Annotated in this window: 16 protein-coding genes; 2 read left to right on the top strand and 14 right to left on the bottom strand. The window is 66.5% G+C overall.

Features of this window, described 5'->3' with window-relative positions; translation table 11 throughout:
- Window position 1 precedes the first annotated feature (1 nt).
- The 7 genes from ACFWJW_RS00670 to ACFWJW_RS00640 all read right to left on the bottom strand — a co-directional run bounded on the left by ACFWJW_RS00670 (window position 2) and on the right by ACFWJW_RS00640 (window position 3,832).
- Window positions 2-322: a hypothetical protein gene (locus ACFWJW_RS00670; RefSeq protein ID WP_144044192.1), complete on the bottom strand. Its 321-nt coding sequence runs from the start codon at window positions 320-322 to the stop codon at window positions 2-4.
- Window positions 323-381: 59 nt separating this feature from the next.
- Window positions 382-729, bottom strand: a complete 348-nt coding sequence (locus tag ACFWJW_RS00665) for a phage tail assembly protein (protein WP_030981225.1) — start codon at window positions 727-729, stop codon at window positions 382-384.
- Window positions 730-772: 43 nt separating this feature from the next.
- Window positions 773-1,381 (bottom strand): hypothetical protein, encoded by a 609-nt coding sequence (locus tag ACFWJW_RS00660; protein WP_387233425.1) that lies wholly within the window; start codon window positions 1,379-1,381, stop codon window positions 773-775.
- Window positions 1,382-1,454: 73 nt separating this feature from the next.
- Window positions 1,455-1,868, bottom strand: coding sequence for a hypothetical protein (locus ACFWJW_RS00655; protein ID WP_387232806.1), 414 nt, complete (start codon window positions 1,866-1,868; stop codon window positions 1,455-1,457).
- Window positions 1,865-2,152, bottom strand: coding sequence for a DUF5403 family protein (locus ACFWJW_RS00650; protein WP_387232803.1), 288 nt, complete (start codon window positions 2,150-2,152; stop codon window positions 1,865-1,867). The genes ACFWJW_RS00655 and ACFWJW_RS00650 overlap by 4 nt, the downstream gene beginning before the upstream one ends.
- 324 nt (window positions 2,153-2,476) lie before the next feature.
- Window positions 2,477-2,851: a hypothetical protein gene (locus ACFWJW_RS00645; RefSeq protein WP_387232800.1), complete on the bottom strand. Its 375-nt coding sequence runs from the start codon at window positions 2,849-2,851 to the stop codon at window positions 2,477-2,479.
- Between the two features lie 9 nt (window positions 2,852-2,860).
- Entirely contained in the window at window positions 2,861-3,832 is a 972-nt protein-coding gene (locus tag ACFWJW_RS00640; protein ID WP_387232798.1) for a P22 phage major capsid protein family protein, read from the bottom strand.
- 248 nt (window positions 3,833-4,080) lie between these two features.
- Here ACFWJW_RS00640 and ACFWJW_RS00635 point away from each other — a divergent pair, with 248 nt between their 5' ends.
- Both ACFWJW_RS00635 and ACFWJW_RS00630 read left to right on the top strand, forming a co-directional pair.
- The gene (locus tag ACFWJW_RS00635; protein ID WP_387232795.1) at window positions 4,081-4,368 is read left to right on the top strand and encodes a hypothetical protein; all 288 of its coding nucleotides are present in this window, start codon (window positions 4,081-4,083) and stop codon (window positions 4,366-4,368) included.
- Window positions 4,365-4,679 carry a hypothetical protein gene (locus ACFWJW_RS00630; RefSeq protein ID WP_387232792.1) on the top strand — a complete coding sequence of 105 codons (315 nt, stop codon included), beginning with the start codon at window positions 4,365-4,367 and terminating at the stop codon, window positions 4,677-4,679. Before ACFWJW_RS00635 ends, ACFWJW_RS00630 begins: the two co-directional genes overlap by 4 nt.
- A gap of 17 nt (window positions 4,680-4,696) precedes the next feature.
- On the opposite strand, the gene ACFWJW_RS00625 is transcribed toward ACFWJW_RS00630, so the two are convergent.
- From ACFWJW_RS00625 to ACFWJW_RS00595, 7 genes are all read right to left on the bottom strand, one after another.
- Window positions 4,697-5,218: a hypothetical protein gene (locus ACFWJW_RS00625; RefSeq protein WP_387232789.1), complete on the bottom strand. Its 522-nt coding sequence runs from the start codon at window positions 5,216-5,218 to the stop codon at window positions 4,697-4,699.
- Window positions 5,219-5,274: 56 nt separating this feature from the next.
- On the bottom strand, window positions 5,275-6,261 hold the full coding sequence (locus ACFWJW_RS00620) for a hypothetical protein (protein ID WP_387232786.1): 987 nt from the start codon (window positions 6,259-6,261) through the stop codon (window positions 5,275-5,277).
- Window positions 6,245-7,684, bottom strand: coding sequence for a phage portal protein (locus ACFWJW_RS00615; protein ID WP_387232783.1), 1,440 nt, complete (start codon window positions 7,682-7,684; stop codon window positions 6,245-6,247). The genes ACFWJW_RS00620 and ACFWJW_RS00615 overlap by 17 nt, the downstream gene beginning before the upstream one ends.
- 17 nt (window positions 7,685-7,701) lie before the next feature.
- On the bottom strand, window positions 7,702-9,330 hold the full coding sequence (locus tag ACFWJW_RS00610) for a terminase (protein ID WP_387232780.1): 1,629 nt from the start codon (window positions 9,328-9,330) through the stop codon (window positions 7,702-7,704).
- Between the two features lie 44 nt (window positions 9,331-9,374).
- On the bottom strand, window positions 9,375-9,743 hold the full coding sequence (locus ACFWJW_RS00605) for a hypothetical protein (RefSeq protein ID WP_387232777.1): 369 nt from the start codon (window positions 9,741-9,743) through the stop codon (window positions 9,375-9,377).
- A gap of 1,038 nt (window positions 9,744-10,781) precedes the next feature.
- Window positions 10,782-10,997 carry a hypothetical protein gene (locus ACFWJW_RS00600; RefSeq protein WP_387233423.1) on the bottom strand — a complete coding sequence of 72 codons (216 nt, stop codon included), beginning with the start codon at window positions 10,995-10,997 and terminating at the stop codon, window positions 10,782-10,784.
- A 69-nt stretch (window positions 10,998-11,066) separates the two neighbouring features.
- Window positions 11,067-11,318, bottom strand: coding sequence for a hypothetical protein (locus ACFWJW_RS00595; RefSeq protein ID WP_387232775.1), 252 nt, complete (start codon window positions 11,316-11,318; stop codon window positions 11,067-11,069).
- Between the last annotated feature and the right edge of the window lie 23 nt (window positions 11,319-11,341).

The following is an 11,341-nucleotide window of genomic DNA, read 5'->3' as shown; positions in this document are numbered from 1 at the left end:
GTCACCCCCGTATGTACTTGTCTGGCAATGGCTGGGCCAGCGGATGGCGCGAGAGATTCAGCGCAGGTCGCTCGGTTTTTAGCTGCGGCGTCTGCACGGGTTTGGGATCGCTTTTCAGCTTTCCGCCGTTCACCCGCACGTTGTTGGCATCCGCGAAGCGCACGGAATTGAGCAAGTGCGCCAGGAGATAGGTCTGAAGGGTCCAGCCTCGGTGTTCGGGGCCGCCCGCCAGTGAGGCCGCAAGCGCGGCGTCTTCGGGTAGGTGCTCGGACAGATTCCACACACGCCGCGGGGCGAGAGTGCCGCGCCAGATATCGGCCAAGTCCAGGCCGTAATAGCGTTGTAGGTCAGCTCTCAGGGGCCCTCCGTGGCCGTTGTGAATTAGCTGTCCGAGTCCGGCGCTTCCGGGGCCTGGGTCGCCTCCTGCCACAGGTTCACAACGCGGACGTACATCCCGAGCGGCCAGCCCTTCATTTCGTCAGCCATGGCCTTGGGGTCATCTGCGATCACTAGGAAGAGGTCCCGGAGCTGGGGCTCCAGCTCCTCCAGGTTGTTGGCGTTCTTCTCGAATGCCTCCAGGAGAACGCGGGCCGTCTTCAGGCCCTCTCGGGACAGCATCAGAAGATTGCGGAGCTGGACCGTGTTCCCGGCCCGGGTCTGTATCGGAAGCGCGGCGTATTCGCTCTGGGCCTCCGCCATGAGGTCAGCGCACGACAGAATGGCACTCATTGAGAACTCCCCCTATTTGATGGTGGTTTGAGGACAAGCCGGCTCAGTCCTTGATGAAGGACACCGGCCGGGAATCGGCGGAGGCCGGGCTCTTGGTTCCCGGCTTCGGGAGGATCTGGGCCCACTCGCCAATTGCGTTGTCAATGAGGGAAGAACTCAGGAACGTGCCGGTGATCGGGAAGACCACGAACTCATCCGTGGCCATTTCGATGGAGTCGGAGCCCAGGAGGCTCACCCGCGGGTGCCACAGGGGGACGAACTTCTTTCCGTCCACGAGGATGACCAACAGGGACTGAATCTGTGGAATCGGCGTGGCCGGGATACGGATAGACCCATCCGGCTGGATGGCGTCCTCCCCCGCACCGAAATAGAACCGGTACGTATCCGCGGTGGCCTGGAGAGCCTGGAACGTCACGGTGTACGTGATATCCGGGGTGGTCATCCGCAGCTTGGCATTCTGCCAACTCCCCAGCGCTTCCGGGTCGTCACCGTCACGGCCGAATTCCGGGAGATCGTCCCGGCTGGTGTGGCCAATGTTCGTCCACTCCGGGCCCGGCTTCAGCGGATCGATAATTCGAGCGGGCTTAGGAGTATCGGGGTCAGCGAAGAAGATGTAGCCGGAGCCAGCCACAATGGCAGCGTCGTCAATCATGGCCACAGGTGAGCCTCCATCAGGGCACAGCAAGGCAGCCGCAAGGCGGCGCCAAAGCAAGGGAATTTGGGGGTCAGAGAGGCCGCGCGGTCACGCGGTAAGTCGCCTGGAAGCGGAAGAAGTCCGGGCCCGGCGTCGGGTTGCCCGTGCGGATCTCGAAGGGCCCTGCCACGTCTTCACCGTGGCTCAAGTAACCGTCCGTCCCTGCAAATTGGGCACGGCAAGCGTTTAGGAGGACAGCCCGCGCAGTGCGAGCCAGGGCGGAAGCGTCGCGCCGGCTGGGGGCCGCGCACTGGACCGAGATCACCGCGGCGTCCAGGCCCACCGGATCGACGGCCGCGCCGGCAACCCGGCGGGCCACCACCAGCGGCAGAGCCTCCACCCAGTCGTCCGGCCACAGCACATGCACCGTGGCATCCTTGAGGCCGGCGCGCAGGGCATCGACCACCAGGGCGTCCACGTCCGGCAGGACGGGAACACCATTCATGTCAGGCCCGCCTCAATGGCGTGGATGCCCTCCACGTAGGTGGTGCCTTCGGGGGTCCAATGCCCGTAGTTGATCGAGACCACGGCCGGGTCAGCAATGCTCACCGTGGAGTCCACCGTGGAGGTCTCCACGTCCAGGGAGCCGGCCAGATCGCCGGTGTCCCGGTGTGCGTTCACCACGGCGCGGACCCGTGTGGCCCGCTGGCTGAGTTCTCGGTTGATCTCCGCCTTGACCTGGGGCAGGTGAGCCACGATGCGATCAAGATTCGGGTCCACGCTCGCCATGGGCTGTCCCCCTCCTTCGGATCGTCGCTACGTCAAAGGCGGTGCGGCGTGTTCCGCCGAACCGCTCCACCTCCCCGACCACGGCCCAGGTCTGGCCGCGCCACTCCACCCGTGACCAGGGGCCGGCGGGCAGCGTGCGGGCGTAGACGCGGTAGCTCGTGCCGGTCAGGTAGCCGTTCTCTGTGGCCTCGTCGCTGCCTGCGGGCATCACACGGGCGCGAAGGAGGATGGGCTCCCCAGGGCCGGGCTGGGTGCCTCCGTAGCCGTCAGCGGCGCTTACGGCCGGGTAGACCGTGACCACCTCCGGGCCCCGGTCCAGGAGGCTCACAGGACGCCCCCATGACGCTCCACCTGGACGGAGTACAGGCCGCCGATGCCGGCCTGTGCACGGATGAGCTGGACCTCCACGGGCGTCAGCTCCACTCCCGTGGGGGCAGTGGCCGGCATCTGATACTGATAGCCGCCCTGGCTCTCCGCCCGGTACCCCTCGGGGTTCCGGACGCGGCGCTCAGCGACTGCCAACACCACCGCCACGACCACCGCCGGCGCTGTGGCCGGGTCTGGCCACGGCAAGCCGTAGGCCCGCACCATGGCGGAGATATCCGCAAGGGCGGCCTCCGCCATGACGCGCTCTTCGTCATCCAGCCGGTAGCCCAAGCGGGCGGTCAGTTCCTCCACGCTGGCCAGCGGCTGTGTCATGAGGCCGCCTTACTTCGCGGTCCGGCGCGGAGCCGGGGACGGGGCCGGCGCGGTGGCGTTGAGGTCCAGCTTCACCGCACGAACAAGGGCCTTCTCCCGCGTCCCGTCCGGGCGCTCATCCCCGACGGGATCGCGCATCACGTTGAACCCACCGAAGATGTTGACCACGGACCGGTCACGCAGACGCGCAGAGTCGTAGTCCCTGATCCAGCGCATGGCCAGGCCCTGGTATGCCTGGGACGCCCCGAAGGCGGCACCGTCCGGGATCGCCGGGGCCCGGGTAGCGACCGCGAAGGCGGACGGCACGAAGGCATAGGCGCTCTCCGGGTCGATCGCCTCACTGGTCACCACGGTGAAGCCAGCGATCCGGCCCACGGTGGCCTCCTGGAGAGCGGAGACCGCCGCACCCTCACCGGTGGAATCCATCCGGTTGAACCGCTCGGAGAGAAGGATCTTCTCCTCCACATCGGAGCCCACCAAGAGGAACCGGCCACCCTTTGGAACGAAGGAGCGGTTCAGGGTCTTGCGGGCTGCGACCACCGACACGTACGGATCACGGCCGTCCAGGGGCAGGGTCGTGCGGTAGGGCGCGTTCTCGATCAGCGCGGCCACGTTGTCGTCCACGGCCTCCGCAATTGCGCGGGTCTGCGGCGCGAGGATCTTTTCCCCGAAGTCCGCGATATCCAGCGTCAGTTCCTCGTCCGTCACCGGGACCGCGCTGTAAATGTCCTTGTGGAGGCTGACGTCTATCCGGTCTTCGTGCAGCTCATCCATGACGATGGCCTCAGACCGATCATTGCGCCAGCCGTATTCACGGGCCTTGAGCCGGGCCGGGATGCGGATGGTCACGGTGTCGTTCTTGGCACCAACAAAGTTGAAGTCACCGTCCGTCCACACCATGGACGTGAGGACAAGATCCCGCTCCAGCAGACCCAGGGCCGCGGATGCGATGACTTCAGGCTTGAGAAAACGATTCGCCATTGCGGCGTCCCCCTAGGGCATAGAAAAAGCCCCAGTCAAGGGGCTGCACTGAAAGTTTTAGAAGTGGTGATCCATCAAGACCTGAAAGCTTGGCCCAGGTAACTGAGCGGCCACGACGTCCACTCAGCGACGTGTCACGTTGCAGGCAGCTGCGATGCCATGCAGCCTCAAGGTTTCAGCTCGACAGTCCGCGCGTACGGGAGCAGAATTGAGGTAGGTGCACGCCTAAACGCCAGTTGGGAAACGACATGGCGAAGCTATACATGCCACTAGCAGCAGCTGGGCTCATCCTAATCGCTGTAGCGATAGCGGGCTTCTTCCTCAGCCTAGATAGCACCGCGATCGGCTTGATCCTGACGATCGGCGCTTTCCTTTTCATAACATCCGCTTTCTACTACCGCATCGAGGGGCGCATAGACTTCCCCGGGGGTAGCGGATTCTCCGTCAAAGCCGCGGCGGCTCGGCAATCTATCCGAATTGGGGAGATACAGCTAGACCTGAAGGAAGTCACAGACGCTGAGGAGCTGACCCCATGACGAAGGCGAAGCTCATCTTCGCAGATAATGCCGCCCAGAAGATCCGAGCACTCACGCGGGACCACAGGGGACACGTGATCGAACAGCTTTCACAGCGAGTCAACGAGAAGCCAGGGGAAAGCGAATACGTCGTTCATGTTCCCGGCACTGAGTACGTTGCGGTTCGCGTCGCCGATAGAGTTGCAATTGCGCGCCCCATGTCCGAGTCAGAGCGCAACGAATTTACCCCGCAAGCCGATGAAGCTTACTTTGTAGCGGATTTCATTTCAGGCGAAGGGGTTCCTGAAAGTTCGTCATCCGCAAGTGAATAATTTTGGACAGTTCCGACTCAGCGCCGGCGGCGCGGGATCAGTCCCGCCAGAGCGGCCGGGTCCTTCGGTGTGGTCTTCTCGCTGGGGTCCAGACCGCCACGCCCCAGACCGACCGCCCGCGTGTGGAATGCCTCTGCCAGCGCCTTGGCGTCCGCCTCCCGGGCCTCTTCGGTCTCGCCGGTGACGCGGGCCGCCAGCACGTCCGGGAGCCGGTACGTGCGGGCCAGGCGCTCACGGTGGAGATCAGTCTCCAGCTCCGCCACCCGCGCTGTGGCTGCCGCGAAGTCCTCCGGGCTCTTGGCCTTCGCCAGCGACTCCCGCAGTTCCTTGGCGGCCACGCGGTACTTGGCGGCCTCCTTGCGGACGCCGGCCAGCTCAGTGCGTGCCCAGTCCGGAAGTCCGGCCTCGTCCCGCTCGGACTCGCCCTCCGGGCTTTCCGTGGCCGGCTCCTGGGCCGGGCCGGCGTCTTCCGCCGTGGGGTCCGGAACATGTTCCGGCGTCTCGTCCGTCTCGGCAGAGGGCGCGTTCTGCTCATCCAAGGGAATGCCTCCTGGGGCCAGGCAGCCCGTCACCTGGACAGGCTGAAACGAAGTGGTCAGGTAGTGCGGCGACGTTCGCGACGTTGGCTGTCGATGTGCCGGCGCCATGCGGCGCGGGCTTCAGCGCCTGCAAGCCCCTGCGTCACCCGGCGCCAGTCCTGCGCGTACTGCGCGGAGGAGTCCGGGAGGAAGGCGGTCCGCGAGTAGACCGGGACCGTTTGGCAATGGCATTGATCGTGGTACTTCTGGAGGTCTTCCGGATCTTCAACAGGCGCTATTCCGCGTCCCGTTCGGCCCCGGATGCCGGCGATCTCGCGTGAGCGGTAGACCGCTCCGCGACTGGCCAACATCGCGCACCAGGAGCACGGGTCACCATCCGTGACGCGTGCCCAGCCGATCACCCGCGGGTCCGCGCGGGAGGCATCGCGGAGCAAGTCCCGCCCACCCCGCAGCGCTTCGCGGTCCGCGGCCCCGGCCGAACTGGTGCCGGCGTCACCCATGACGCTCTCCAGCTCCTCCAGGAAGTCCGCGTCATCCAGCCGGCCGCGCTGGTCACCACCGGACACCCGTCCGATGCCCTGATGGGCGCGGACTGGGCCCGTGACGACCAGCGACGTTTGGGCCGCCGCGTCCTGGCCGGCGGTGTCCTCCTCCGGCCATTCGATCTCCTCGACCTGGACGGCCTTCCCATCGTCGGGCCGCTCCGCATGCGGGCCGTCCGTGTACTGCGCCCAGTCCTCCCGCAGCTCCCCGAGCGTCACACTGTCGCCGGCGCCGTCGCCGGCCAGCGGGGGCAGGGTGTATCCGGTCTCAATGGCCCGGTGCAGTCGGTAGACCGATGCGGCGGCCTCCCGCGATCGTGTCCGCTCCCGGCGGATCACGGTCAGGATGGAAGCCAGCCACGCGGTAGCCGATGCGGTCAGCGACGTGGGCGAGACTCGCGACCACGCCGCCAGGGCCTGGGCAGAGACTCCCGCGCCGATGCGAGCCTGGACGCGCTGGTGATCTTCAAGGAGCCGCGATAGCTCACGCTGCTGCGGCATCGTTGGCCGGCTCCTCCCCATCGGGCAGGGCCGGCGCCGGGGCCGGTGCACTGGCGCGGGTCAGCGAGTCAGCCAGGCGGAGGGCTGGGTCATCGTCTTCTTGCATCTGCGCCCATTGCTCCACGTCGGTGGCAGTGGCGCCGGGAATGCGGGACCACAGCGCGCGGGCCGGTACGTTCAGCATCTGCACGGCCTTGCCCAGCGCATCCACGGTCTGGGACAGCGAGCGAGATTCGGCGTCCTTCCACAGGACTTGTGCCTTGTTGTCCTCGTCCACGCCGGCAATCCGTCCGCACAGGCGGAGGACCAGTTCCCAGGATTCGCCGAACACGTGCTTGTACTCGTCCACGGCCCGGGTCAGTGCCGCTTCTGCGGCGGCCAGTGCCTCCGCGGACAGGTTGATCAGGGAGCCAAGGAGGTAGTGGGGTGGGGTCTGGCTCACGGCGGCCAGCGCGCGGACGGCGGCCTCAATCGCCTCAAGGAATCCCGCCAGCGGGGTTTCATCGAGCTGTTGAAACTTCGTGTCCGGGTCGGGAGCCACCAGGAAGCGCGACGCGTCCGCCTGGATGGGCACCACGCGCGGCTTGCCCGTGCGGGGGTCGTAGACGATCTCCCCGGTTTCCGGGTCACGCTCGAACTCCGGCGCCATGCCGCTGATGGTTCGCACCTTGAACGAGCCGAACGACTGGGCCACGAGAAGATCAAAAGTGGTCTGGTTGACCCGATCCTGGATCGGGATCATGGGCTCCACCACGCCCGTGACTACGCCCTCCAGGTCGATGTCCGGAGCGAAGCGGATCACGGGGCACACACCCAGGTTGTGGGCTCGGAAGCCGGCCACCCGTGGGCCGTCCTTGCCCCCGATCACCAGCTCTGTGACGCCCTCCGCGTCGTACAGCCACGCCCGCTGTTCCTCACCCTCCTGCGGGTGGTCCTCCAACTGGAGTGCCCACAGCGGGGTTTCATCAGCGGCAGGGTCCTCGTAAGCGGCGTACATCAGCCGGGGCGATACCCCGCGGATGATCGCCCGCGAAGGGTCCGCCGGATCGGGCAGGATCGTCACGAAAGCTTGCCCGTAGGCCAGCGCCGCCCGGTGTACGGCCATCTGCCGGCCGTCCATGCGGTTGGCCTGCCATGCCTCCCACTCCACCGACGTGGCCGCCGGGTCGCCGGCCTGGCCGGCGCGGCGGTAGCCCTCAACGGCCAGTGCTTGCGCTGGCGTCTTCACCAGCAGGGGCAGCCAGTTGGACACCGCGCGGCGGGCCAGGAGCTTGTACTCCTCCGACGCATTGCGCGGCATGTACGGGCCGTCATGGTCGCCTTTGAGGTACCGGTGGATGCGGTCCAGCCGCTCCCGGTCAAACCCCAGCTTGGTGAGGCCCTTCTCTGCCGCCTCCAAGGGGGTGACGTTCGATACAGCCACAGCCACCCCCCTGGGCGCTAGAAGAAGAACACGGACCCGGAGCGTTCGCGGGGCCGTTGCTTTCCGGACTCAAGGAGTCGGTGGCGGGCAAGATCCGCCAACAGGGTGGCCGCATAGGCGTCCACCTTCCGGCCGCTCTCCCGGCTCTCCTTGCCGAAGGAGAGACCGAACCTGTTGGGCCGGCGCCGGGCGTTCAAAACGTGCCGGCGCAGAGTGCGACCAAGGGGAGACGAAGCTCCGCCGTGTCGTATCTGGCCGTTCTCGATCGCAGAGACCAGGCGCTCATTGGCCACCGTCAGCTCCTGGAGCCCGCCGCGCATGTCCCGGCCTACCGCGGAGTGCGTGGAGGCGCGGACCAGGAGGCGGTCCCGGTAGTCCTCCGACCATGCGTCGATGGTCGATTCCCACAGGGCCACGTCTGCGAAGAACGCAGACACGGCGTACCGCTCCAAGGCGTTGCGGACCGCTCCGTCCACTTCGTGGCGGTCCACCTCCCAGCCGTCGCCGGCCGGGCCGTCCGGGCGCTCCCAGACCCCCAGGGGCTGGACCAGCCGGTCCCGTACGCGGACAGCAACGAGGCATGTGGAGTCGTCGCTCTTGCCCCCGTCGAATCCAAGTGTGATCTCGTCCCCGGGCTGTAGCGCCTCGTCACTCGCGCAGGCGTCCCAGTCCTCCGGGGCTATGAGCTGGTCCTCCGCGGTCACCAACTGGTTGAGGAACATGCGCTGTGACCGGGCGCGCGGCATAACACCGCTGTAGATCGTGGAGACGATCCAATCCACGTCCAGCCAAGTGGCATCCCCGCGGGCCGCGATGATGCCGGCGCGGAGCTGGTCGGGGTCCGCCAGGTCAACCGGCGGGGCCTCCACGCTGTCGTAGTAGACGCCGGAGTCCCGGGCTTTGCCTTCGGCTACCTTGCTCCAGGCGTGCCAGGTCTGTTCCGCCACGCTGTCCTCACCGGGCAGCGGGGCGTTCGTGATCTCCATGGTTCGAGCGCCGCCACCGCGGGACTTGCCGACGTTGCCGGCGATCGTCTGGGCCATCTCGTGGCCCTGGTTCGCTGATATCCAGTGGTGCGTCTCGTTCAAGATCACGAAAGTGGCGCGGCCACCCTCCAGCGTTCGCGGAGAGGAGGTAACCGCCTCGATCACGCCGCCCCGGGCGGAGTAGATGATCTCCTTACCCAGGTCTAGGCCGTGCTCCTCGATCAACTCCGGGGAGCACATGGGCCCAAAGAGGCGCATGGTGTTGCGGGTCTGGTCTCGCGAGACGGCCGCCACCTGGACCCACGGAGCCTGATGTGGCACCGCGTACGGAGTCCCGTCCGGCCGCCAGCCGCCGAAACGGGAGGGGCCGCAGAACTCCACCAGGGCCAGGCTCGCCAGGAACGGGTCCTTGCCCCAGCCCTTCAGGCGCCGGATCGTGCCTTGCCGGCGTACGAACACGCCAGCTTCGTTGATCTCGAACCAGCGGAGAACGATGCGGACTTGCTCCGGGGTGTACTTCCACGGCTGGCCGGCATCGGGGCCGTCCGGCTGCAACAGGTAGCGCGAAGTCCATTCCAGGACTTCCCACCCCAGCGTGCGATTCTCCGGCGGCACGCTGTCCGGCCAGGTGCGTACCGGCTCAAGCGCGACAGCGGTCATTGGCACGCCTCCCCGAACGTCACCGCTCGCAGGGGCGGCCAGCATCAGCCGTCGGAAGAGCCGGCGGCCTTGCGGTAGGAATCCATGAGCGTCACGCGGGCGGCCTCTCGCGGGTCGTCAGCGCCGCTCTCGCGCTCCAGCTCTACGCGGGCCCGTCGCCGGGCACCCTCCGTTGTCAGGAGATCGGTCATGCCGGACAGCACCGCCTGTAGCAACTGGGCGGAGAACTTGCCGGAGTTGAGGTTCCGGCTCATGGCCTCCGCCAGATACAGGGCGGTCGCCCAGTCGCTGGCCTCGTAGAACTGCGCCTGTCCGGACTGGACCAGGGACGCGTACCAGCGCCCGGCGATCGGGTGCCAATCCTCGTCCGCCGGCGGCACATCCGGGGTGACTCCGCCAGGAGCCTTCACCACGTCGGGGCCGTCGCCCTTGTTGCGCCTTCGACGCTGATCCGATCGCTTCGGGACAGGGCCCGGCATGGTGTCACCCCCTACAGCACACATCCAAGAAGTTTTGAGCACCCCATGGTCAGATCGAGGCATGGGGGGCGCCCACCTGGGATTTCACGCCTTTTCACGCTTAGCGGCCGAGATTCACGAAGTTCACGGCGAAGGCTCTGGTTGCTCACTCCCGGTCCCTATGGGGTGGGGGCATGACGTACGACAGGCAAGACCCACCAAGTGAGCGAGCCGATAGCGCTGCTGTTGGGGCGAGACGCCCGCGGGACTACCACCGGGACTACCGCTCTCCTATGGCTCTGCGTCTTGGAGCGTGGTCCGATATCGGCATGCCGACCGACCAACAACGACCAACGGGTTATGCGCATACAAACTCGCCTGCCCCGTGCTCCCATGAAGTCATGACTTCAAGGGCCAACAGCACCCCCACCGCGCCACAGTTCGAACTGCGTTGTGGAGGACTGCACTTAACCATCCAGCGCATCCCTATGTGGCTGGTGACCCTGGTGACTACTGCCGCCGGTACCGGTGCCGCCTGGTGGACGAGCCGGTAAACCGATCGGGGTCGCACGGGCCGGGGTCTGACGACCTTGGAACCCGTACACGATCTGAGCTGCTATACGCTTGCGATCCGGAGGCCAAGGCCAAGGGGGCATACCCCCAGGTCACAGCTCCGCAGGGTGTGAAGCCTCCGCCCGCAGCCGCGTGGGTCGCGCCTTCGCCCTGTTCGCCTCGTGTCCCTCACGCGCGCTCTTGCGTGCGTGATGCCATGAGCACAGGGCCTGAAGGTTGATGAGGTTGTGATCATCACCGGACTTGATGTGATCCACATCAGTGGCCGGCTCGGTGCACCGCACCCCATCAACCAAGACAGCCACACACTGGTAGCCATCGCGTTGTAGCACCAGCGCTCGCAGGGCTGGCCAGTTCGAGGGGAGACGCTGCCGGCGGTTGCTCGTGCCCCACGCCATAGCGCCTCCCCTCTCCCGCTGGCTACACCCATCCCCCTGTCAGGAAGTGGGTCGCCAGCCAGGCCAGCCCCAGCAACAGGGCCGTACGCCGTACCTTCACCAGCGGGCCCCGCCCTGTGACACCGGCCCAGTTCCACACGTGCTCGCTGAAGGTGTCGCCCGCCCTCTTGTTGAGGAGAGCCGGGGTCTCCAGTGCCACAAAGGCAGCAAGCCACCCCAGCCAGGCCACAGACCACATAGACAAGCTGTCTCCCTATGTCGTCCGTGAGACCGGAACATGTTCCGGTCCTGAGCTACCCGGGCGCGACTAGCAGGCGTTCGGCGGCATCGTGGGCTGCACACACAGGCAACACCCGTGGGCAATGGAGGCGTTGGCCCACATAAGGGCCTCCTCCAGCTTCATGAAGACCACCGACTTTTCCCGGTCATCCGGAAGCTGTTCGTTCAGCGCCACAGCCAACCTCTTGACCTCCGCGCGCACAAGCGCGTGAAGCTCTGCGGTCTGCTCGCACCGCGGAGGGTGGTGGTCGAACCGCTTGCAGATCTCTTCGTATGTCATCGCATACCCCCGCCGGCGGGAGA

It is taken from the genome of Streptomyces sp. NPDC127097 (genome assembly GCF_042724075.1).
Classification (GTDB): Bacteria; Actinomycetota; Actinomycetes; order Streptomycetales; family Streptomycetaceae; genus Streptomyces.
This window is presented reverse-complemented; position numbering and strand designations above follow the sequence as displayed.

Coding starts and splice junctions, on each gene's coding strand:
- ACFWJW_RS00645 (WP_387232800.1), bottom strand. CDS start 2,851: ATGACACAGCCGCTGGCCAGCGTGGAGGAACTGACCGCCCGCTTGGGC.
- ACFWJW_RS00650 (WP_387232803.1), bottom strand. CDS start 2,152: ATGGCGAGCGTGGACCCGAATCTTGATCGCATCGTGGCTCACCTGCCC.
- ACFWJW_RS00600 (WP_387233423.1), bottom strand. CDS start 10,997: ATGTGGTCTGTGGCCTGGCTGGGGTGGCTTGCTGCCTTTGTGGCACTG.
- ACFWJW_RS00630 (WP_387232792.1), top strand. CDS start 4,365: ATGACGAAGGCGAAGCTCATCTTCGCAGATAATGCCGCCCAGAAGATC.
- ACFWJW_RS00655 (WP_387232806.1), bottom strand. CDS start 1,868: ATGAATGGTGTTCCCGTCCTGCCGGACGTGGACGCCCTGGTGGTCGAT.
- ACFWJW_RS00595 (WP_387232775.1), bottom strand. CDS start 11,318: ATGACATACGAAGAGATCTGCAAGCGGTTCGACCACCACCCTCCGCGG.
- ACFWJW_RS00620 (WP_387232786.1), bottom strand. CDS start 6,261: ATGCCGCAGCAGCGTGAGCTATCGCGGCTCCTTGAAGATCACCAGCGC.
- ACFWJW_RS00660 (WP_387233425.1), bottom strand. CDS start 1,381: ATGATTGACGACGCTGCCATTGTGGCTGGCTCCGGCTACATCTTCTTC.
- ACFWJW_RS00610 (WP_387232780.1), bottom strand. CDS start 9,330: ATGACCGCTGTCGCGCTTGAGCCGGTACGCACCTGGCCGGACAGCGTG.
- ACFWJW_RS00640 (WP_387232798.1), bottom strand. CDS start 3,832: ATGGCGAATCGTTTTCTCAAGCCTGAAGTCATCGCATCCGCGGCCCTG.
- ACFWJW_RS00665 (WP_030981225.1), bottom strand. CDS start 729: ATGAGTGCCATTCTGTCGTGCGCTGACCTCATGGCGGAGGCCCAGAGC.
- ACFWJW_RS00635 (WP_387232795.1), top strand. CDS start 4,081: ATGGCGAAGCTATACATGCCACTAGCAGCAGCTGGGCTCATCCTAATC.